General features: G+C 38.7%; 18 protein-coding genes. 8 read left to right on the forward strand and 10 right to left on the reverse strand.

The window, feature by feature from the left end:
- The first annotated feature begins 180 nt into the window (after positions 1–180).
- Genes DNK84_RS08675 through DNK84_RS08690 form a run of 4 tightly spaced genes read left to right on the forward strand, consistent with a single transcriptional unit; the run spans position 181 to position 4,990 of the window.
- Complete coding sequence (locus DNK84_RS08675; protein WP_119344138.1) at positions 181–1,344, forward strand: saccharopine dehydrogenase family protein; 1,164 nt, start codon at positions 181–183, stop codon at positions 1,342–1,344.
- A gap of 26 nt (positions 1,345–1,370) precedes the next feature.
- Entirely contained in the window at positions 1,371–2,861 is a 1,491-nt protein-coding gene (gene amaB / locus DNK84_RS08680) for an L-piperidine-6-carboxylate dehydrogenase (RefSeq protein WP_162902333.1), read from the forward strand.
- 3 nt (positions 2,862–2,864) lie between these two features.
- Positions 2,865–3,665, forward strand: coding sequence for a DUF1338 domain-containing protein (locus DNK84_RS08685; protein ID WP_119344140.1), 801 nt, complete (start codon positions 2,865–2,867; stop codon positions 3,663–3,665).
- 38 nt (positions 3,666–3,703) lie between these two features.
- Positions 3,704–4,990: an aspartate aminotransferase family protein gene (locus tag DNK84_RS08690; protein WP_119344141.1), complete on the forward strand. Its 1,287-nt coding sequence runs from the start codon at positions 3,704–3,706 to the stop codon at positions 4,988–4,990.
- 43 nt (positions 4,991–5,033) lie between these two features.
- Here the strand turns inward: DNK84_RS08690 and DNK84_RS08695 are convergent, their stop codons facing one another.
- Together DNK84_RS08695 and DNK84_RS08700 are read right to left on the reverse strand one after the other, a co-directional pair.
- Entirely contained in the window at positions 5,034–7,262 is a 2,229-nt protein-coding gene (locus tag DNK84_RS08695) for a glycosyl hydrolase family 18 protein (protein ID WP_119344142.1), read from the reverse strand.
- A 64-nt stretch (positions 7,263–7,326) separates the two neighbouring features.
- Entirely contained in the window at positions 7,327–10,482 is a 3,156-nt protein-coding gene (locus DNK84_RS08700; RefSeq protein WP_119344143.1) for a glycosyl hydrolase family 18 protein, read from the reverse strand.
- Between the two features lie 414 nt (positions 10,483–10,896).
- On the opposite strand from DNK84_RS08700, the gene ttcA reads away from it, so the two are divergent.
- The 3 genes from ttcA (at position 10,897) to DNK84_RS08715 (ending at position 13,558) form a co-directional block, all read left to right on the forward strand.
- Positions 10,897–11,739 carry a tRNA 2-thiocytidine(32) synthetase TtcA gene (gene ttcA / locus DNK84_RS08705; protein ID WP_119344144.1) on the forward strand — a complete coding sequence of 281 codons (843 nt, stop codon included), beginning with the start codon at positions 10,897–10,899 and terminating at the stop codon, positions 11,737–11,739.
- A 43-nt stretch (positions 11,740–11,782) separates the two neighbouring features.
- Entirely contained in the window at positions 11,783–12,643 is an 861-nt protein-coding gene (locus DNK84_RS08710; RefSeq protein ID WP_119344145.1) for an FKBP-type peptidyl-prolyl cis-trans isomerase, read from the forward strand.
- A gap of 141 nt (positions 12,644–12,784) precedes the next feature.
- On the forward strand, positions 12,785–13,558 hold the full coding sequence (locus tag DNK84_RS08715) for an exodeoxyribonuclease III (protein WP_119344151.1): 774 nt from the start codon (positions 12,785–12,787) through the stop codon (positions 13,556–13,558).
- Between the two features lie 57 nt (positions 13,559–13,615).
- Here the strand turns inward: DNK84_RS08715 and DNK84_RS08720 are convergent, their stop codons facing one another.
- The gene (locus tag DNK84_RS08720; RefSeq protein WP_208123289.1) at positions 13,616–15,487 is read right to left on the reverse strand and encodes a transglycosylase SLT domain-containing protein; all 1,872 of its coding nucleotides are present in this window, start codon (positions 15,485–15,487) and stop codon (positions 13,616–13,618) included.
- Between the two features lie 198 nt (positions 15,488–15,685).
- On the opposite strand from DNK84_RS08720, the gene DNK84_RS08725 reads away from it, so the two are divergent.
- Positions 15,686–17,197 carry a class I adenylate-forming enzyme family protein gene (locus DNK84_RS08725; RefSeq protein ID WP_119344147.1) on the forward strand — a complete coding sequence of 504 codons (1,512 nt, stop codon included), beginning with the start codon at positions 15,686–15,688 and terminating at the stop codon, positions 17,195–17,197.
- A 1-nt stretch (position 17,198) separates the two neighbouring features.
- Here DNK84_RS08725 and putA read toward each other — a convergent pair whose 3' ends face one another.
- From putA to DNK84_RS08750, 7 genes are all read right to left on the reverse strand, one after another.
- Positions 17,199–20,348, reverse strand: coding sequence for a bifunctional proline dehydrogenase/L-glutamate gamma-semialdehyde dehydrogenase PutA (putA, locus tag DNK84_RS08730; protein ID WP_119344152.1), 3,150 nt, complete (start codon positions 20,346–20,348; stop codon positions 17,199–17,201).
- 76 nt (positions 20,349–20,424) lie between these two features.
- Positions 20,425–20,742, reverse strand: a complete 318-nt coding sequence (locus DNK84_RS08735) for an FAD assembly factor SdhE (protein ID WP_235826870.1) — start codon at positions 20,740–20,742, stop codon at positions 20,425–20,427.
- A 71-nt stretch (positions 20,743–20,813) separates the two neighbouring features.
- Complete coding sequence (locus tag DNK84_RS08740; RefSeq protein ID WP_119344149.1) at positions 20,814–21,455, reverse strand: hypothetical protein; 642 nt, start codon at positions 21,453–21,455, stop codon at positions 20,814–20,816.
- Positions 21,424–21,690: a PD-(D/E)XK nuclease domain-containing protein gene (locus DNK84_RS14815; protein WP_235826871.1), complete on the reverse strand. Its 267-nt coding sequence runs from the start codon at positions 21,688–21,690 to the stop codon at positions 21,424–21,426. Before DNK84_RS14815 ends, DNK84_RS08740 begins: the two co-directional genes overlap by 32 nt.
- Positions 21,691–21,701: 11 nt before the next feature.
- On the reverse strand, positions 21,702–22,271 hold the full coding sequence (locus tag DNK84_RS15215) for a hypothetical protein (protein ID WP_456236415.1): 570 nt from the start codon (positions 22,269–22,271) through the stop codon (positions 21,702–21,704).
- 12 nt (positions 22,272–22,283) lie between these two features.
- Positions 22,284–23,003, reverse strand: coding sequence for an ATP-binding protein (locus DNK84_RS15220; RefSeq protein ID WP_456236416.1), 720 nt, complete (start codon positions 23,001–23,003; stop codon positions 22,284–22,286).
- 116 nt (positions 23,004–23,119) lie between these two features.
- Positions 23,120–23,632 (reverse strand): hypothetical protein, encoded by a 513-nt coding sequence (locus DNK84_RS08750; RefSeq protein ID WP_119344150.1) that lies wholly within the window; start codon positions 23,630–23,632, stop codon positions 23,120–23,122.
- Between the last annotated feature and the right edge of the window lie 289 nt (positions 23,633–23,921).

Here is a 23,921-nt window from a genome sequence, read left to right on the forward strand (position 1 = left end):
AAATCATCGTGTACAGAGTTCTTGATTATTAGGCTGTTTACTTTCAGTAAAAAAACTCCTAAAATGCAATTTAGCTATAAAAGTTTGTCTTATATTAGCAACAAAGAGGCCTTGGGAGGCCTGTCTACTGCATTATTTTTATAAGCAGTGTTAAGAATCAACAATAAGAAGGAGTTTATAATGCATAATATTTTAATTTTTGGCGCCGGACGCGTTGGTTTACTTACAAGTGCTTTATTAGCATCAAGTGGCGATTATCAAGTACACTTAGCTGATTTGGAGCAGCCTAAGAAGAAACTTGATTTAGTTGACTATCAAAAAAATGTCATCATGACAGCGCTTGATGTGACAAAAACCCAACAAGTTACAGATTATATCAAAATCAATGCAATCGATGCTGTAGTGTGTGCCCTGCCTTACTTTTTAACCAAAAAAGTTGCAGATATTGCAAAATCCTGTGACATTCATTATTTTGATTTAACCGAAGATGTCGAAACAACGCGTTATGTTGAACGTATTGCAAAAGACAGCAATAAAATTTTTGCCCCACAATGCGGCCTTGCACCAGGGTTTATCAGCGTAGTTACCAACGATTTAATACAACAGTTTGACCAGGTAGAAACAGCTAAAATGCGCGTTGGCGCACTACCTGTTAATATCAGTAATCCACTACAATACGCCCTGACATGGTCAACTGCTGGTTTGATTAATGAATACGTTAAACCCTGCCTGGCCATTGAAAATCATAAGGTGGCAACATTAAAACCGCTAGAGGATCTTGAGACGATTAAAATCGATGGGCTTACCTACGAAGCTTTCAATACCTCAGGTGGCATTGGCTCGTTGAAAGACACCTATCAAGGCAAAGTACGCAATATTAATTACAAAAGCGTGCGCTACCCAGGGCACTGCGAAAAACTGCGCTTTTTGATTAATGATTTAAAGTTAAAAGACAAGCAAGAATTACTATGTGAAATTTTTGAAAATGCGCTGCCGCATGTAGATGACGATGTCGTCTTAGTCTATGTTTCTACCGAAGGTTACATCAATGGTGAATTTAGTGAAAAACATTTTGCCAAAAAGTTTCATTCACTTTATGCCTTTGGTCGCAACTGGACAGCACTGCAACTGACAACTGCTTGCGGGTTATGTGTCACCATTGATTTAGCCTTAAAAGAAAATAAATTCAAACCAGGCTTTGTCAAACAAGAATACATCAGTTTACAGCAGATGATGGATAATCGCTTTGGACATTATTATCGCTATAATTTCTTGCAAGGCTTAACCGACCCAAAGCAAAATACAATAGAACAAAACGACGATATTAGTGTTGAATTTTTATAATGATAAAGGAGCGTGCAATGATAAGCATGAATAGTTATGCTGAGCAGTTAAGTCAATATGCCACCAAATTTAAATCTGATGAATTTATTGAAACTTATAACCCAGCCAATAATGAGTTATTAGCGAAAGTACCAAGCCTTGGTGTGCAACACCTTGATGATATTATAAAGCAATCTCAAAAAGCATTTTTACAGTGGCGGAAAGTACCAGCACCACAACGTGCCGAATTAGTTCGCCTTATCGGTGATGAGCTTCGTAAAAACAAAGACAAGCTTGGTAGTCTTGTTTCGCTTGAGATGGGAAAATCCAAGCAAGAAGGTGATGGTGAAGTCCAGGAAATGATTGATATGGCAGATTTTGCTGTCGGACAAGCACGTATGTTATATGGCAAATCAATGCATTCTGAACGCCCAGATCATCGCATGTTTGAACAATGGCACCCATTAGGGGTTGTTGGTGTTATCTCAGCTTACAACTTCCCTGTTGCTGTATGGTCCTGGAATGCTTTTATTGCCACAATTTGTGGCAATAGCGTTGTCTGGAAACCTTCACCGAAAACACCACTTTGCGCACTTGCTGTTCAAGAGATCTGTGATAAAGTTATTCAAGAGCATGGCTTTCCAAATGTTTTAAACTGTGTTGTCTCACAAAGTATTGATGTCTCAAAGGCGTTAGTTGATGATAAACGCATTAATCTTGTATCTTTCACCGGCTCCACAGAAGTTGGCCGCCAGGTAGGCATGCAGGTTGCCAAACGCTTTGGCAAATCACTTTTAGAGCTAGGTGGCAATAACGCTGCTATCATTGATGAAACCGCCGATTTAAAGCTTACTATTCCTGCAGTTGTCTTTGGTGCTGTGGGTACTGCCGGCCAACGCTGCACTTCTTTAAGACGTTTAATCGTCCATGAAAATATTTATGATGAAGTAGTTACGCGATTAAAAAACTCCTATAAGCAAATCCGCGTTGGTGATCCATTAGATACCAGTAATCTTATGGGACCTTTAATTGATCAGCATGCTGTTGATAACTATCAAAATGCCATAGATCGTATTAAAGCACTAGGCGGAAAGATTGCCTTTGGTGGCCAGGTCATTGACAAACCCGGAAACTATGTAGAGCCAACACTTGTTGAAGCTGACCCTAACTGGGATATTGTTAATCAGGAAAACTTCTGCCCTATTTTATTTGTAATGCCTTATAAAACAACACAAGATGCGATTGCCATCAACAACCAGGTTGACCATGGTCTATCTTCTGCAGTTTTCACCCAGCGCATTGATGTCTCTGAAGCATTTTTATCCTATGCAGGCAGTGACTGTGGTATTGCCAATGTTAATATTGGTACATCAGGTGCTGAAATTGGCGGTGCTTTTGGAGGAGAAAAACACACAGGTGGCGGTCGTGAAGCAGGCTCTGATGCCTGGAAAGCTTATATGCGTCGCCAAACCGTTACGGCAAACTGGAGTAAAGCACTGCCCTTAGCGCAGGGTATTAAATTCAACCTGGAGGATTAATAAATGTCTCAACTTAAGATTCTTGATGATTTATGGCAACAATATGTCAGGTACAATCCGCATGCACAGGAAATACATGATTTATTTGCCTATAACAATACGGTAATTAATGATCATATTGCTTTACGTACAATTAATGATCCACGGATAAATATTGATATTTTGGCTCAACCTTTTATTGAGAAAGGCTATTATGAGAATGGCGAGTATCACTTTGAAGCCAAAAAGCTCTATGCCAAGCATTACCAGCATAAAGATGTGAATAAGCCAAAAATATTTATCAGCCAGTTGTTATTGGAGCAATTCAACCAATTCACACAAGATACGATAAATACGGCCTTAGATCAAATCCCCCAAGAGCTATTAAAAAACCCAACAAAACTTTTAACCGCCGGTGCTTGCTGGCAAACACCAAGCTATCATACTTACCAAAGATTGCTAGAAGCGTCTGAGTACGCAGCCTGGTTTTATGTATTTGGCTTTCGTGCCAATCACTTCACCGTTTTTGTGAACGCCTTAAATCAATTTGATGAGATCGCTGATGTTAATGCGTTTTTAAAAGAAAAGGGCTATACACTAAATAGCGCAGGCGGTGAGATCAAAGGCACACCAAAAGATCTTTTAGAGCAATCCAGCACCAAATCTGGCACAACTGAGGTAACATTCACCGAAGGCACCTACCAGGTTCCATGTTGTTACTATGAGTTTGCCAAACGCTATCCGGATAAAAATGGGCAGCTTTATCAAGGATTTGTTGCCGCTTCTGCCGATAAAATCTTTGAAAGCACCAACGTAAAGGCATAAACTATTATTGTCATTCATTACCAACAGGAAATTGCTTTATGGATTCAACCTACTTATGGAATAAACGCCTGACACACATCCCAAAAGCCTTGGCCAATAACACACAAGTTGCTGTTGCCAAAGCCAAAAGTGCGATATTAACCGATGTGAATGGCAAACATTATATTGATTTTGCCGGTGGGATTGGTGCAATGAATGTTGGTCACAATCACCCTAAAGTCGTTGAAGCAATTTGCCAGCAGGCACAAAACTATATTCAGCCATGCTTTCATATTATGGTACATGAGCCTTATATAAAACTTGCTGAAAAACTAAATCATTTAACACCGGGTGATTTTGAAAAGCAAACCATGCTTTGTAACAGCGGTGCAGAGGCCGTTGAAAATGCAATTAAGATTGCACGGTTTGCAACAAAGAAATCCGCAATTATCTGTTTTAATGGCGCTTTTCATGGACGCACTTATATGGGGTTATCTTTAACGAGCAAGGTCAAACCCTATAAGCAAGGATTTGGCAGCCTGGCTAATGATATTTACCGCATAAGCTACCCAAGTATTCACCAAAGCCTGAGCGATTTCAAAAACAACTGGCAAACGTTGATTAATAATCAGGTCGCTATTGAGGATATTGCTGCCATTATTATTGAACCACAATTAGGTGAAGGCGGGTTTATTCCTGCAAATATTGAGTCCATGCAGTATATAAGACAGCTATGTAATCAACATGGCATTATTATGATTGCCGATGAAATTCAAACAGGTTTTTGTCGTACCGGCAAACTTTTTGCAATGGAACACTTTCATGTAACACCAGATATCATGATCACTGGAAAATCACTGGCCGCTGGCATGCCGTTAAGTGCCATTACAATGAAAAAAAGCTTAACCGATAGCATGCCTGTGGCAAGCTTAGGGGGAACCAACTCAGGCAACCCCTTAGCATGTGCTGCAGCACTTGCCAGCATTGAGATTTTTGAAACAGAAAATCTGGCACAAAAAGCCCAAACCATTGGTCAGAAAGTGAAAGACTTTTTCCAAAAGCAAAAAGAAAAGCATCATTTTATTGGTGAAATTCGAGGACTAGGTGCGATGGTTGGTGTAAGCTTTGTTGACCAAAATGGCCGGCCTAACCCCAACTTATTGAAGAAGCTTACCACAAACGCTTTGGATAAAGGTTTGATTCTTTTAAGCTGCGGCCAGGATAAAAACATTTTAAGAACATTGATGCCGTTGACGATTGAAGAAGACCAATTACAACAAGCGTTCAATATACTTGAGGAAGCCATGGCTGAGTGTGCTTTACATATCAACCATGCAACTAGCTAAATGAAATCATCATACGCATTTGCTCGCCAATAATGACATACCCTTAGGCAGAATTTTTCACACCATCAACCCAGTGCCAGTTTTGATAAGCGTCTGAGTTTAAGATCCATGTCATTAATCCACCGTATTGTGTATATTGCTGCAGATTCCCTGTTGCAATGTCTTTGTTAATATCAGCTGGATTGTACAAACCTACACCTGAGCACATTGCTGTTGCAAGGCAAGTACCTTGTATGTATTGTTCGTTTGTGACACTTGAATCTTTAAAATCAGGAACACCTAACACAATTTTAGTCCCCTTTGGCACAACAAATGCATTTGCAGGAATACCCGACATCTGGTCACGTGTTTCCTGGCTTAACAATTTAAAGCTCATCGTTAAAAAGCCAACATCATAACCTTTTAAGCCACCAAAGTTTGCACCACCATACTGATTATATGTCTGCACCAAAAAGGCATCAAATTTTGCCTTATTCACAAAGTCTTGTGTATACATGGCCTCAGCAAATTTTGCACTGCCTGAAGCCCATTGCCCTGTACCATACCAGCCACTAATTTGCGGTGCTGCAGTAAGCACGAGATCACTCCCTGTTTTTGCTTTAAAAGCAGTACGCATTGCATCGATATAATTTAGAAGATTCTCACCGGTTGCACTGGCATTTGGATGCTCAACATCAAAATCAATCCCATCAAAGCCTTTATCTGCAAGAAAATTACCCATTTTTTCTCCGGCAGTTATTGCTTGACCGCCAGATAAGTCAGCATCAAAGGTATTAACCGCTCCGCCAACGGATAAAATAGCAAGCTTGTCTGCTTGGTGAATAGCCTGTAGCTGCGCAGATAATTGATTCGTGACTGCATCAGAGAATTTAAGATACGGTGTGTTATCTTGACTTTGACCACCAAAAGCATACACAAATACGTTATAACCATGAGAAATCGCTGATTTAATCATATCTGTTGTTGTATCAGGCTGTGTCTTCCACTGGTCTTTATAGCCTTTCACATAACCGACAATTGCACGATCGGGCCAGCGTGAGGTCGACTTAACATAATTTACATTGACCGTTGGCGTTGTACTACCATCTGCCACAATAGAATTAGGCGTTACTGTTGCCATATATTGGTTGTAACGACTTGCTGTTATTGTCCAAGTCTCTCCATTTTGTGGAATTGAAAGATCGTAGGTTTTATTTTCACTGACATTAATACTTTGTGATTGACCCTTACCGGTAAGTGTTATGGTCGAACTTGCATTTTCTGGCAAGCCTTGAACATTAAAATGAAGGCTTTGCATTGGAATCGACTGGCTATCATAAATAATATTAAATTTACTTGTCTGGTTTGGTTTAATGGTGAAATCATATGCTGCCTGCTCAGGGCTGTATTTTGTATTATCTACGACAAAACTATCGCTTTTTAATGTGTAATGCTTGCCAAGCGTTGATGCATCTAGTCCTTCAAAGGTATTAATCCCACGTTGAAGCTCACCAGATTTCACACTAACACCCTGGTCATCAAGGATACGATAACTTGGATTTTTAGGCAATGTGGTCGCAGATTTCGTTTGCAAGTTGACCTCCAAGCTACCTTTTTCAGATGGCTTAGGAATTTGATAGCTGACTTTTACTGCTTGCGTTCCACCATTTGATAAATTAAAGGTTGCTGGGTCGGCTTTTGCCGTATCTTTATCAATATTATCTACATGAATACTAAATGCAGCACTATCACCAGAGAAATTGACCACACGGTTATAGGTTACTCCCCAAGGTTGATCACTGATATCATCAACCTTATGATCGCCCTGATAAATAACAACATGCGCTTTGATGTCTTGTGAAATATTATCAGGCTTTTGCGGTAGGCTTATTTCAATTGTCGCTTGTGATTTTGGCTGTGAAGCACTACTGACGACAACCTCTGAGGATTGCTTAACAGCACTACCACCGTGTGCGTTAATACCAAATGATAAATCTGTTGTATAATTATGCTCATCTGTCACTGTACAAGTCGTTGTAGATTGCGTGTTGCCATACTCAGTTGAACAATCACCAAAGCTCATCGAGCCCCAGCTTGAAGTTACGTTTGAATTACCAGGTGTGGTAATGCTCACCTGATCTCCCTTTTTTACACCCAGACTGTCAGCAGTAACATCTTTCATCGTCACACCCTGATACCAGCCATTCATATCAATTGGCTGTGAGGCGCTGCCGGCAAAACCAAGGCTTACGATTGAACAAAGTACCGTTGTTGCTAATAATTTCTTTTTCATTGTGCATCTATCCTTATTTTAACGTTTAATCAATTTCATTAGATTTGCTCCCCTTGTACCAACCTTACAGTTGATGCCAAGGACCATATTGGCCTGAAGCCTCGGGATTATCACCCTTTGTCCACCATTTTGCCTGATAGGTGTGACCTTGATAGGTGACCTTATCTCCAGTATTGTATACAACATCTGGACTCCACTGACCACCTGGCACAACTGGCTTTTCCCACACATCAGATTTGCCTGGCTCTTGGCCTTGAGTCCACCATTTAGCCGTATATTCAATACCATTCCAAGTCACCTTATCACCTTGTAAATAAACCTTATTTGGATCCCAGGTATTTCCAGTTGATGACTTAGTTGTAAAGCTTTTGGTATCTGAAATACTATCAAACCCTTCTGCCTTAGCTGTTACCATCAAGCTGTATTGGCTATCAGATTTCAAATCAGCAAAGTTTACACTTGTACCACTGCCTGAATGAACGACTTGGCCTGTTGCATCTTTTAATTCATAGCTGTAAGTAATCGCTATATTGGCATCTTTGATGGCCGCCTGCCAGCTAGCTGAAGCACTATCTGTTGTAATATTGCTAACAACTGGCTTATTTGCCCATACAAGTTCTTGCTTAACTTGTGCTTTTGTCTTAAAGCTTTCCGTATCTGAAATGCTCTCAAAGCCTTCTGCTTTAGCCGTTACGGTTAAGCTATATTGGCTATCTGACTGAAGGTCATTAAAACCTGCACTTGACCCACTGCCAGAGGCAACGACTCGGCCTTGTGCATCTTTTAATTCATAGCTGTAACTAACCGCTGTATTTTCATCTTTAATTGCTGCCTGCCAGCTTGCCGATGCATTATTTTCGGTGATATTCCTTACCACTGGCTTATTTACCCACACAAGCTTTTGTACAACTTGTGCTTTTGTCTTAAAGCTTTCAGTGTCTGAAATACTCTCAAAGCCCTCAGCTTTTGCTGTCACAGTTAGGCTATATTGGCTATCTGGCTGAAGATCCTTGAAGTTTGCATTGGACCCACTGCCAGAGGCAACGACTTTGCCTTGTGCATCTTTTAATTCATAACTGTAACTAACCGCTGTATTTTCATCTTTAATTGCTGCCTGCCAGCTGGCTGAAGCGCTGTTTTCAGTTATATTTGAAAAAGCTGGTTTACTTTGCCACACTAAATGCGGTTGTATGGGTTGTTTATCTATATTTTTATAAATTGAATAGATGATACTGTCTTTTTGGTAGTTGCTGTCTGTTTTTGGTATGTCACCATCAACCTCCCAGACAAAAGCACCTGCCATATCCTGGTCATTTACTAATTCTTGCACTTTTTTTGCCGTTGACTGTGCATCATCGTAGCTCATAAAGACGTGATTTTCTTTTGAATATGCCCATGGTGTTTGTGCATAGAACCCAGGTGCATCACTGCTATTACCTGGTGTGTAATAATCACTTGCTTTGAATAACGCTTGCGGTGCCATCGCTGATTGTGCCTGCATATAACAATATTTGCTATCCACGATACACTTATAATCAAATGTACCTGAACCACGAATTCCGCGAACGATTGAATTACTTGCAGCTTGATCGGTTGATCCCCCTAAATAATCCTGTGTCCACACATCCCCAATAAACTCACCAAAAGATTGTTTTGTAATGCCTTGCTGATCAGCGTCAGCAAGATAAAGATATAAGCCGCTATCCATATAATTACTTGGTAAATCAGACACGGGCGATCCATTTTTTGGGCTTACGCCAACAATGCGCGAATATGCTGGAATACCTAGAGAAACTTTCTGATTTAAGTCTTTTACTTTTGATGCATTGTGTTTTAGCCAGTCCATTGTGCCGTTGATTGAAAAGTCATCTTGCACTGGGTTATATTTATTTTTTGATGATACTTGCGATTGAAAATCTGTAACATTATTTTTGCTTGCCTTAGCATAAGACTCGGGGGCATCAAATTGGCCATGCATATCATATGTCATTAAATGTGTAAAATTAACTAGATTTAAAATAATTTCAAGCGCATTTTGTCCTGAATAACTATCCTTGATTGCTGCAACATTACCTGTATATTGATATTGCGCGAGCTCTTGCAGCGTTTGTGGGCCTGACATCAAGGCATTAGTTAGATAATAAGTCTGTCCTGTGTCTTTTTGCATACTATCTAAATTCTGACGCAAATAATACATAAGCTCAACGTAGCCATTGGCTTGTTGTTGCGTCAAGGGATCGGGTGTACAGGTTACCCCTTTTTCCTGTGGTGAGCAAAGCGGTTTATTACCACCTAAGTATTTTTGTTGTGTTTCAGCAGGTGCCTGCCATTCATAATCAATATCAATACCGTTATAGCCAAGCTTAGCAATCGCTGAAGTCATTGAGTCTGCCAATGTTTTAATTTTATCCGGAAAATATTGAAACAATACAGAGAAATCCCCTGATGAGTAATTCCAGTTTGATGTGACACCGCCTTGATTGTAGGTATCAACTGTACCCCAACCACCAAACGAATAAATCGCATTTAATTTTGGATTGACAATTCTTTGAATCGTTAAATAAGGAAAAGCGACTGCTTTATTTTCGCCCGTTGATTTTTGCGCATCCGCATATGGGTCAAGCACCTGAGCCTGCCCTGTAGTTGGATTAATCGAACCAAAACCATAAACAAGCGTATTAATGTTGTTATAAGGTGCCTGATCAATTGAATACCCATTATGCCCACCATAAACGGTCCAATCCGCATAATAAGCACCGATTTCTTTTTGTGTGTCTGGAATATCAACCTTTTGGATACCATAAGGATAATCTGTTAACTTTGCCTTTTCATTGTTGATTTCAATATTCATTGGAAAGCCATAAAATTTATCAAAGGGCATATTTTTTGTTTCACTGCCACCAAGATAAGGCACTTGGCCTAAAACAAGCCGTGTTGCTGGCTTCACCCAGGATGAAGTAGCTTTAAATGTAACCTTATACTGATAAAGTCCATTACCTAAAGGCTTTCCTGCACTAACACTATAACCTTGAGGAAGGTTGACACTCCCCAGTGTGTTATTACCATAATCAAACTGTGCACTTTCAATTGGCTTTTCACCCTCTAAAGTCACATTAAAGGTTCCATAGCCTGATGCCAACTGGTAGCTTGGTACCGCCCAAGCTGCCCCTGTCATTGATATTGCACTTACAAGTAAACTTGCCAATGTTTTCTTTCTCATTATTTATTTTCCTTATGCTATCTGCTGCTACATCACTTAGCAAAAAATGACAAAATACATTTTAAGCAATGGAGCATTAATTGAACATTTACTGACCTATTAAATCAATGTGGAACAACCACATCAATATCAATTTTTGCATTACGCAATGCATTTTTGACAATGCCTTAAAAAAATAATCCACTATATTGTCTTTCCATCTTGTTCCTAACTATTTATAAAACTGATCAAAACAAAACCTATTTTTAAACGAAATTTGCCATAAAATAAACATTTTTTGCCGAATTTGTTTATTTTTCAATCCTTCGCATCAACAAGAACAACCATTTTATAAATGATATTAGTGATCCCATCTCAAATGCTGTAAAATAGCTCACAAGTACTTTCAGTAAACCATTGGGCATATAAAAAATCATGATTAAAATTGATATCCCTCAAACACAAACATCACCAAACCATTTAGCGCATAATAAGCTTGAAAAGCGTCTATTAAAAAAAGTAGGCAGCGCAATTGAAGAGTATCAGATGATTGAAGATGGCGATAAAGTCATGGTTTGCTTATCCGGTGGCAAGGATTCCTATTGCCTTTTGGAGCTCCTTTGTATCTTGCAGAAAAAAGCCCCCATTGACTTTGATATTATTGCGGTTAACCTTGATCAAAAACAACCTGGCTTTCCTCAAGATGTCTTACCAAATTATCTTCAATCTAAACAGATTCCCTATCATATCATCGAGCGTGATACCTACAGTGTGGTAAAACGTGTTATTCCTGAGGGCAAAACAACCTGTGGGCTTTGCTCGAGAATGCGCCGCGGGATTTTATATGATTTTGCGCATGAAAATGGCGTCACAAAAATTGCATTAGGACATCACAAAGATGATATTATTGAAACCTTCTTTTTAAACCTTTTTCACAATGGCCAGCTTAAAGCGATGCCTGCAAAACTAAAAAGTGATGATGAACGGAATATCGTGATACGTCCTTTGGCTTACGTCGATGAATGTGAAACAAAAGCCTATGCTGAAAAAATGAATTTCCCGATTATCCCATGTAACTTATGTGGGACTCAGGAAAACCTGCAACGAAAAAAAGTAAAACAATTTTTAAAAGACATGGAAAGCAGCTTCCCTGGCCGAAAAGAAAGCATTTTCAGCGCGCTTAAAAACGTCGCACCCTCACAACTTTTAGATAATGGTTTGTTTGACTTTAAAAACTTAAGCCATAACCTGATTGACAATCCAACAGAGTCTTTCTAGGATAACTTGGGTAACAGACAAAACTTCATAACAGGAGAATAATATGAAAAAAATCGCAACGCTGGCTATGGCAACCTTATTAGCCGGATCAATAAGTGCTTATGCTGCAGGTACTAATACTGATACAAGTGCTAAAATGACAAAACCTGCTGCGGCAAAACAGGACAGCCAACCGACTAAAGTTGATCTAAACAAAGTCAGCTATATTATTGGTTATGAAATGGGTAAAGGTTTCAAAAGCCAAAATATTGCATTAAACGTTAAAGAGTTGCAATCAGGAATTAAAACCGCATTGGCAGGCAAAGATTCTAAGATTTCAAAAGAAGATGCCAAACAAATCATGCAAGCCTTTCAGCAAGAAATGATTCAAAAAGCACAAGTAAAACTTAAAGAAGAAAGTACGGTTAATGAAAAATCTTCGGACACATTTATGGCTGCAGTTGCTAAGATTCCAGGCATTAAAAAAGTCAACGATGATGTCTATTACCAAGTATTGACAAAAGGTGATGGCAAAGCACCTGCCAAAGATGATATGGTTACCGTTGACTATACGGGCACAACACCTGCTAAAGCCTTTAAAGATGATAAAAATGCGCTAGATCAAATTAAACAAGGCAAGCTTCTTGGTAAGGTATTTGATAGCTCTAAGAAAACAGGAAAGCCAGCCACTTTCCCACTAAATCAGGTCATCCCATGCTGGACAGATTCCTTAAGCCAAATCCCAGTTGGTTCTGAAGTCATCTTATACTGCGCACCTAAAGCGGCTTACGGTGAGATGGCGCCACCACAAATTGGTCCAAATCAAGTGCTAAGCTTTAAAGTGAAGCTTATCTCCGCTAAAGCAGCACAATCTGATAATGACAACACAAAAGCGAAAATTAAAGCTGACACTGCTAAAAAATAGTTCTCTGCTTATTTCTTGTTGCCTTATACAACTTGTTATTGATTGCATAGGTCGTATAAGCTTATTTAAAGCTCGCTACTTGCGGGCTTTTTCATTTTAGTTAACCCTCAGAAGGAGAGATACAATCTCATGACAGAACCAATGAAAGTTATTTCTTTTAATGCAAATGGCATTCGTGCTGCAACAAGAAAAGGATTTTTTGACTGGTTTAATCAGCAAGACGCAGAGTTTTTATGTATCCAGGAAACCAAAGCACAACTGGCACAATTAAATGACGATATTTACTTCCCGAAAGACTACCACTATGCCTATACCGATGCAAGTAAAAAAGGCTATAGTGGTGTGGCAATTTATGCCAGGAAAAAGCCAAATAAAATCATCCACACATTGGGGATTGACTGGGCAGATGAAGAAGGCCGCTATATCCAGTTTGATTATGATCAGTTTAGCATCGCCTCAATCTATCTGCCATCAGGCTCCAGTGGTGATGTCAGACAAGAGTATAAAATGGCCTTTTTAGACAAGTATAAACACATACTGGCTGAGCAAATCGCACAATCACGTGATTTTATCATCTGTGGTGACATTAATATTGTACATAAGGAAATCGATATTAAAAACTGGAAACAAAACCAGAAGACCTCGGGAGTATTACCTGAAGAGCGAGCCTGGTTAGATCATATTTTTGATGAGCTTGGCTGGGTAGATGCATTTAGGCAAGTCAATAAAGAACCCCATCAATACACCTGGTGGTCAAACCGAGGCCAGGCACGCGCGAAAAATGTTGGTTGGCGCATTGACTATCAGATCATCACACCTGGCTTACAAGATTGTGTTGTAAGCGATGGTATCTATAAGGAGCAATGGTTCTCTGATCATGCGCCTTTGACCATAAGCTATGATTATCAAATATAGTATCACTTCGACGCTTTTTCTAAAAAAGCAAAGCATAAGCCGAACTGCAAGCGTAAGCTAACTTTTATCCTTTTTGGAAATCATTGGCATCAAGCTATGAATACGAAAATCGTTATGCCCTAAAATCACATGATTATAAATAACCATATAGGCTAAAATGGCTTTGATATATTCCCGTGTTTCGCCAAAAGGAATGGTTTCAATCCAACGATCTGCATCCATTGGTGTATCTGTTAACCATCCTGCAACATTACCTTGGCCTGCATTATAGGCTGCCAGTCCCAGCACTTTATTGTCTTTAAATAACTTATCCATAAAGTTCAGATTTGCCGTGCCCAGTAAAATATTCTCTTTTATATTAAAATAGTTATCTGGCGCAATATTTAATCGATATTTTTGTGATAAAAACGCAGCTGTAGATGGAATCAATTGCATTAAACCACAAGCCCCAGCATAAGACTCTGCTTGGATACGAAACATCGATTCACGGCGCATCATCGACCATACAAGTGATGGGGTAAGATCAAACTTTTTCGCAGCATCTTGTACATCTTGTACAAACGCAAGTGGAAAACGTCCCTGCAAATACTGCCAGGCACCAGCATTAGTGTATGCATAAACAGATAACTGATACATTTTTTTATCTTCTGCTAACTTTGCTGCAGCCAATGTTTGTTCACGATTATTTTGTCTTAACGCCCAGCGCCAAAGATCATACGATAAATTGTACTCACCTAACTGATACAAATCAAACGACTGCTGTATCGTTAGTTGTTGGGAAACTGCTTTTATTAATTCCTTGGACACAGGATAATCTTTCTGTGTTAACTGATAAGGCTTTTTAAGTATATCTGCTGCTAAAAAGCCATAGTAACTGCGTTTTTGCGCTAATTTTTCAAAAACAGGTTTAGCCTTCCCCATTTCACCTAAGCTATGATAACTTTTAGCCTGCCAATATTGCCAGTCATTTTTAGCTTTTAAGGATACAGGTAACTTTTGATACCAATCAAGATATGTCTTAAAATCTCCCCAGTAGAGTGCTGTACGTAACCGCCACTGCCATAAAAGGCTTGATGCATACTGGTCTTTGACTTTTGCCAGCCATAGGGTCGCCTTTTTATCATGAGCTCTGGCAAAATCAATCGCAATCTCTGCATCAATTAAGTTTAATGTTTTTTCCGACAGGAACCTTTTTTGTTTAAAGTTTTGCCAGAATGAAGCCGCATAATAAGTATCCTGACGAGAAAGTTGATTCATAATGCTAATAATCGCTTGATCAAATCCTTGATAATGTGAAGATTGAACAACCCAATCATCCATATACTTCTTAGGATTTTGTGCAGATTTCTGCCACAGCGTATAAAAATCTATTTCGCCTTTATCTTTTGTTTTCTTGATCCACTTAAGCGCTTGTGAATAATTACCATAAAGTGCCAGTAAGTACGCTTTTTCCTTCAGCACTTGATTTGATAGATCCACTTTTGCTGACCAGATTTTTTCAAAGGTATTACATGCTTTAGGCAAATAAGCATTGGTTGACCAAAGCCTGGTGAAGCCTTCTATAGCACTTTTTTGTGCCTTTTCATCACCAATTTGATACTTGGCTTGAAACTGATAACATTGCCCAGTCACCCCTAAGCCACCATCGTAGTATTGTAAAAAAAGTGGCCATGTTTGTTGCTTAGCATAGTAACTTGCCAACGCATTTGGCAGCAGCTGTGCCCAGTAAGTACCCTTATTATCTAAAAGGTAATCCTGAATCGTTTTCTGTGCAAACATATCAGGATTATTTTTAATTTCAAGATATTGTAAATAACTATATAAAGGTGTGTCTTTAAGCTTTGCCTTGATTTGGTAATAAGGCTGGTAATCTTTTTTTGATAGTAATGTCTGTGCTTTTTGATATAACGTAAGATCTTCCTGGCTCATTCCAAATGTCACACCAAAAGCTATACACATCAATGAAGTATTAATAAGTTGGATCAGTCCTTGTCGCATAATGAAGAAAATCTGCATTAATCATGTTTGTCATATTACGCAGAAAGCTGGTGTAAATGCAAAACACATTTATGAAAAATCTGCTTTACTAATAGTAATACCATGAGATGACAATGGCAGTATTTAATCATGTTAGCAAAGCTTTTAACTCAATGGCAGGATCAAGAAAAAAAAGCGTTAAGCTTTGGTAATAAGCATTACAGCTATAAACAGTTAGCCAACACAAGCACGACCCTGGCAAATAATCTTTATCAGCAAGGCTTACGAAAAGGTATGCATCTTGCGCTTTTTATGGATAACAGGCCAGAGCTTATATGGTTATATTTTGCTGCTTTTCATCTTGGTGTGGTGATCATTCCAATTAACTATCGCTTTAAGGCCGAAGAGCTTGGTTATGTGTTACAAGACTGTCAGGCTGATATGCTTATTGTTGATAAAGAAAAATTACCACATGTTGAAAAAGTAAGCAAAACGCAAATCCTAAATTGCCGTGTTTTTGCTTTATCAAAACGAAAAAAAAATTATTTCCATTATTTTAGTGATCTGCTGAACGATACCACCCCTGCTTTTTTAAAGCCCAAAATACAAGAAACAGATCTGGCAATGATTTTATATACATCAGGATCCACAGCAAAACCAAAAGGGGTAATGCATTCTTATAAAAGCATTTTCGCCGCTGCAAAACAATTAACAGAAACCATATCGCAAGATAATACCGCGGTACATGCGATTACTTTGCCAATTTGCCATATTGCCGGATTTGTTGGTCAAGTTATCTCAACAGTGATGCTTGGTGGGCATATGTATTTATTTAAACGCTTTGATGCTGAGAAACTTGCCAAAGCAATCTCACAATGCAAAATCACCCATTTACAACTTGTTCCGGCTAATCTTAATGCACTTATTGATGCGATAGATCAAAATAACCATGATCTATCAACGCTTCAATGTGTCATGGTTGGCGGTGATAAAGTATCACCATCTTCACAACAGCACTTTTACCAGCTAACACACTGTAAGATCACCGAAGTTATCGGGATGACAGAGTCTTTCTCTTATTGTATCAATTTATCCAATAACAAAGCCAAAACAGGTGCAATTGGTCAGCCTGCAAAGGGCGTTAAAATAGCTCTTATTGACCATAATAACAATCTGATTACACAAGCAGATACCGTTGGTGAAATTATGGTTAGCACGAATGCGAACATGCTGGGTTATTGGCAAAAACCCAAAGCAACCAAAAAGGCTTTACAGAACCAATGGCTTTTTACAGGCGATTTATCCTATCAGGGTAAAGATGGTTTTTACTGGTTTGTCGGTCGTAAAAAACAATTAATTATTCGCGCTGGATCTAACATCTCACCACAGGAAGTTGAAAATATTATTAGCCAACACCCGGATATTAAAGAGGTATCTATCATTGGAATTCCTGATAAAACACTTGGCCAACAGGTTTGCGCCTGTATTGTGTTAAAAGATGACAAAAAACCTTTAACCTTAAAAACATTAAAAGATTTCTGCCAGGATAAACTTTCAGACTATAAAATCCCTGAAAAATTATTTATTTTCCAAAGTTTACCACATAATGCAACAGGTAAACTTGATCGTGAGAAAATTGCAAAATCCGTTTTGCCTGCTTAGCCTACTGTGCTTCTTCCAGGCTCATTAACGAAGCATTGCCCCCTGCCGCTGTAGTATCAATACTCACCGAGCGCTCTGTGGCTAAACGGTGCAGATAAAATGGCCCACCGGCTTTGGGCCCTGTGCCTGATAACCCTTGACCACCAAATGGTTGCACACCAACTACGGCACCAACAATATCACGGTTGACATAAATATTACCAACACGAATTCGCTTCTGGAAAAAATCAACGGTTTCTTGAATACGGCTATGTATGCCAAAGGTTAAACCATAGCCTGTGGCATTAATCTCATCAACCACTTTATGCAAATCCTTTGCATCAAAGCGAACAATATGTAATACAGGGCCAAAGACCTCATGAGAAAGTGCTGAAATACTATCTATTTCAAAGACAACAGGATAAACAAAATTGCCTTTGGCAAGGCTTTTATCTGAGGCAACTTCATAAACAAGCTTACCAGCACCTTTGAGTTTTTTGATGTGTGTTTGCAGGTTTTCCTTGGCTTCTTTATCAATCACCGGTCCCACATCAGATTCAATAAAGCTTGGGTCAGAAACCTTAAGCTCTGCCATAGCGCCTTTTAACATTTCAATTACATTATCTGCAATATCCTTTTGAAGATATAGCACCCGAAGCGCAGAGCAACGCTGGCCTGCACTATTAAAAGCCGAATTAAGCACATCTTTTACGACCTGCTCAGGTAATGCAGAAGAATCAACAACCATCACATTCTGCCCACCAGTTTCAGCAATTAATGGAATAATTGCACCTGGTTTATTGGCAAGTGTTTTTTGAATGCCCTTGGCAACTTCGGTAGATCCGGTAAAAACAACACCAGCAACCTTATCGTGTTGCACAAGACTTGCACCGATTTCCTCACCTGTTCCTGGCACAAATTGTAAGACATTTTTTGGTACACCTGCCTGATATAAAAGCTTAACGGCTTCATAAGCAATAATCGGCGTTTGCTCAGCAGGTTTCGCAACAACCGTGTTACCAGCGGCCAGCGCTGCTGTGACTTGGCCTAGAAAAATTGCCAGTGGAAAGTTCCAAGGACTAATACAAACAATAACACCACGACCATGTAAACTGATTTTATTAAGCTCGCCTGTTGGACCTGGTAAAATTTTTGCTTGTGAGAATTCTTTTTCAGCTTCCATTGCATAATAACGGCAAAAATCAACCGCTTCTCTGATCTCAGCTACTGCATTGGCAAAGGTTTTACCTGCTTCTTTAACCGCAATTGCCATTAATCTTGGCATATGTTCTTCTAAAAGATCAGCACATTTCTTCAACACATCTGCACGTGTTTTTGCAGCTGTTAAATCCCAGGATTCAAACGCGTTATATGCATTTTCCATCGCTTTTTTTGCAATGGTTTCATTCCCATGATAAACATAACCAAAGGTATTATTATTGGCTGGGTTTTTCACTTCAAGTGCTGATAAATTTGAACAATCAACGCCTTCAACCAAAGGCCTGGCCTCAAAGCTTTCTTTTTCATGCTCACTCATCTGCAAAGCAAGCTGCTCGAGTGTTCGTGTATCATTGAGATTGTAACTTTTTGAATTCATTCTATCTTCCCCGTAAATATTTGCTGGCAACGGAATCATACGATGTTGTTTAAAGTTAAGTTTTTGTGCTTTTTCAACTGGATCTTCAACCAAATCCTCGATCGGTGTTTGCGCATCAACGATTCGATGTACAAACGATGAGTTTGCACCATTTTCAAGTAAACGCCGCACAAGATAGGGTAATAAATGCTTATAAGTACCTACTGGTGCATAAATACGACAAGGAATATTAAAATGCTTCTCACCGACCACATGATCATATAATGCATCCCCCATCCCGTGTAAGCATTGGAATTCAAAATCCCTATATTCACCAGCAAGCTCAATAATCATTGCCGTTGTATAGGCATTATGTGTTGCAAATTGCGGGTAAATATGTGTTGTGTTGGCAAAAAGCTTTTTCACACAGGCTTGATATGAGACATCTGTATAGCATTTATGTGTAAATACAGGATATCCTTCTAAGCCTTCAACCTGAGCATGCTTGATCTCTGAATCCCAATACGCCCCTTTAACCAGGCGTACCATAAACCGATGTCCTGTGTGCTCGGCCAAATCAATTAAATAATCCAAGACAAAACTTGCACGCTTTTGGTAGGCTTGAACAACAATACCAATACCTTCAAATCCAGCCAATGATGGCTCGTGCGCCAAGCGTCTGACAAGCTCTAATGAAATTTCTAAACGCTCAGATTCTTCTGCATCAATATTTAAACCAATTTGATAACTTTGCGCTAATTCAACAAGCTGCAAAAGCTTTGGATACATCTCCTTGTGAATACGATCAACGTTTGCCACTTCATAACGTGGATGCAATGCTGAAAGCTTAACTGAAATACCAGGGTTCTTACGGACATTTCCTTTATTTGCAGCCTGACCAATTGCTGTAATCGCATCATAATAAACTTGATAATAAAAGCGCGCATCACCCATTGTCGTTGCTGCTTCACCTAACATATCATATGAATAGGTAAAACCCATTTTCTCTTTTTCCTGGGCACGTTTAAGGGCTTTTTGAATCGTTTCACCCATAACATATTGCTGACCAAGAATTTTCATAGCATGCATAACTGTACGGCGTATTACCGGACGTGAACGCTTATCCAAAAAATTTTTTAATACGTTGCTAAAGCGCTTTTTATGCTGAGCAGGCTTAAGTATTTTCCCGGTTAACATCAAACACCAGGTCGCGGCATTAACAAACAAATGGTCACTATTACCCATATGCTCCTGCCAATTAGCACTTGTCAATTTATCTTTGATTAACTTATCCGCCGTAAGCTTATCTGGCACACGCAACAAAGCTTCGGCCAAACACATCAAAACAATGCCTTCTTCGCTGGAGAGATCATATTTTGCCATAAACGCATCCAACCCGCTTTTACTAAGGCGTGTTTGTCGTACCAAAGCCACCAGCTCACTGGCTGTATCTTCAACGACATCACGTTGTGCCTGGGTTAATTGTGCTTGTTTAGCCAAGTCTTTAACAATTGTATATTCATCACAAAGCCAATGCTTTGATATCTCCTTCATTAAATCTGATTGATCAAATTTATCCTGGCGGTCTAAAATCATTTTTGCTGCCCGTTGTTGGTTTATTACCTGACAATTTCCCTCTAAATGGTTGATCTCCTTTTTAACTACACGCTCATCAATCACACTCACCTCCTTTATTAACAGTACTGCTACATTTGCTTTTCACCTGTTTCGCTGCAGCATCTTTTTTAGCTTGAAGTACTTTTTTAACAATATCGTTATGCACTTTATCAACGGGTTTTGACTGAATAAACCAGCCAAATAAATCCTGATCTTCACATGTTAAAAGACGATTAAATTGCTGTTTTTCTACGTCGGATGCCTGTAAATAGCAATTCTCAACATAAGCCGATAAAACTAAATCAAGCTCAAGCATCCCACGACGCGCGGCCCAACGTATTCTTTTTAAGGTATCATCTGAGTCTGATTGCACCGGCATTGCTCCATAAAATAATTATAAAGAATGCTGGCATATTATCATAAAAAATAGAAAATGAAACTAGGCTAATCCCCAAATACGTAACTGACACCAAGCATATACATATTCCCTGTCAATAAATCCTGGTAAGTATCTTTTTTCAGGCTATTAAAGACATGGGTATATTTAAAATACAAAGATAATCCCATATTAAATTGATAGCCCAAACTCATACTTGCTAATGGGTTGGTGCTATTATGATTTTCTGCGATCGTTGTATTGGCGATATTCGCTGTATCAATCACAGTAAAATTGGCATGATTATAACTCAACCCACCGTCTGCTGTAAGAAAAATCCCTGACAGGGTTACAAGGTTAAAAGATGCCAATAAAGGGTAATACCAAACTTGCGTTGCATTCATTGTAATCGAGGGTGTCTGGCTTGATGTCACGGTTTCACCGGCCACTGCACCATAGATCGCCCCTGTTTTAATGCCTATAGCAATATAAGGATTTAATGCATATTGATAGCCGATTAAAAAAGATGCTCCAGCGCCACCAGATAGGCTAATTGAAACCGAATCATTGTTATATTGTATTGAATTGCTTGTCCCTGAAAAATTCATATATCCAGCATCTGTACTTAAAAATATACCTGTTCTGGCCGTTGAAGCAAACACTTGGCTTACAAAAACACTACTGACTAAAACGATTTTTACTATTTTCATATTGCTCAACCTTAAGCTCGGTTACATTTCTTTCTATTGTATCGAAACTTATTCCAATCAAATAAATCGGCTTGTGATAACTGACATATTTATCAGGATAACCTTTTTCCTTTATTTGCATAATTGCCTTTTTTGCGTCACCAAATTTTTTCAGTTTGAACTCAATAATAAGGATTTTATCATGCATTATTAGTGTTAAGTCAATCCTGCCACGATTGGTTACATCCTCTGGAATTGTGTCATAGCCTAGTGCGACAAAAAAGCTATAATACTGGCATAAAACCCTTCATATTGACCGATATTATTATTACGATACCAATCATTTGGAATCGAAGAAAAATGGCTGTTAAAAATACGCTGTAAGTGCTGGAATTCATTATTTTGTAAAGCCTTAGCGATCAAGGTCAAATGCTGGTTCTTAACCATTAGATTTGAAGCAATACTGGCTAAGGCGCCATTTAAGCTAGCTTTAACTTCAAGGTTTGGATAAGTTAATACATAGGCATATTGTGTTCCTATTGTAGTGATTTTTTTAATTGTTAAGTATCCTGTTTGAAATAATAAGCTTTCAACAGGCATATTATCAACATCAAATGTCTTTAGCACGTCCTCGCCAACTGTCAAATTTTCCAAACTTGGAATAAAATAACGGTTACTTTCAATCATTTTTACCAAAAACGTTGGGGTTGCTGTTTCAAACCAATAACTTTGATACTGATAGTCTCCATCGATAAACAACAAAATATCAAATGGATTGTAGACACTCTGGGATTCACTACCTGCAAAATTATAGCCATTATACCATTTTTTTAACAATTCACCATCGACCTAGCCTTGTGCCAAGTGCTCTTTAAAAAACATTTCAAGCTCTGATTGATTATAGCCACAAATATCAGCATAACGCTTGTCTAATGTGATATCTTTTAAATTATTAAGCTCACTGAAAATACTGATCTTGCTAAACCGAGATACACCTGTAAGCATTGCAAATTTAATATTAACATCTTGTGATTTTATCACGCTGTAGAAGTTTCGTAATCGCCCACGTATCGCCTTAGCAATATTGCTATCATCAATAGTGTCCAAAATAGGCTTGTCATATTCATCAACCAGAATAACTACCTGATTATACTTGCCAGCAAGCTGCTCGATCAGATAAGCAAACCGACTGCTAATTTCTGTGTAACGATTCTTAATTTGATAGGTTTGGTAATAATGGTCTAAAAATTTCATTAACTTAGCATCTAACGCTTCTGGCGTTGCTGCATTACCCTCACCAAAGGTAAAATGCAGGACTGGATAACTTACCGTCCAATCCCAATTCTTTTCCAAATAAAGGCCTTTGAAGAGTTCTTTATTGCCTAAAAAGGCCTGTTTAATTGTGTCAATAAGTAATGATTTACCAAAACGTCTTGGACGTGACAAAAAATAATAACCCCCACCAGTATTGACAAGCTGGTGCACATGGCGGGTCTTATCTACATAAACGTAGTTGCCTGTCATTATTTTCTCTAAACCAGAAATACCTATCGGCAGTTTTTTCAGCACAGAAAAACACCTCTTTATGCTGTATCAATTTATGTACAGTATATAGAAATTCTATTGTGCAATCTATGAAAACAGGAAATCCGCTAAATACTACCTACCTACGCAAGGTTAATCCATTAACAATAACAATGAATAAAAACCTGGTAATACTTATTATTGGTGGTAACGTTACAATCAAGCCCGGCAAAACGAAATTGCTCTGCGCCACTTCTGTGCTGCAAGCGAAGCGGTTGGTCATAGACATCAAAGATGATAATATTTTCTTTTTGTTTATCCCCTAACATTAAAGCAAGCTTTCCGGCAATTTCATTCTCACCAAGGCCCTTAAAGCTTAAAATAGGCAAATCCATTCCTTTTTCTTGGATTAATTGATCCACATCAATATGCACGAAATAATATTGCCCCTTAATTAAATGTGCTCTGGGATATTGGTATCTGTCTTCAGGCAGATGAATGCTTGGTTTAAATTCAACGTATAGTTTTCCAGAAGCATACACTTTTTCGACATTGGCACAAGACTGATCCAGCTGTAGTATAATTTCTTTATCTGCATACTGATAGGCAAATAAAGGGGGTATACCCAGAGTTCCTAATAGTAAAGCAAAAAAAACGCTGATTTTTTTAATCATAATTCATACCCTTTGCTATAATCCTACTTGTAATCGTCATATTGTCCCTTGCGCTATCAGTACCATAGCCTTAATTAAACCTGCCAGATTAAATGCATTGTCAAAAATTTTACCAATATGTTTGATTTATCATATTCGCTTTATAAATTTATTCTGCATTCCTAACCACCAAAGAAAGCGATTTAAATTTTTTACCATCAATCATAAAATCAAATTCATATGTTCCCAGTGGAACTGTATTACCACCCATAATAATTAACTTACATCCACCCGGTGGAATAACACCATC

This window comes from Facilibium subflavum (assembly GCF_003574485.1).
In the GTDB taxonomy this organism is placed as follows: Bacteria; Pseudomonadota; Gammaproteobacteria; order Francisellales; family Francisellaceae; genus Facilibium; species Facilibium subflavum.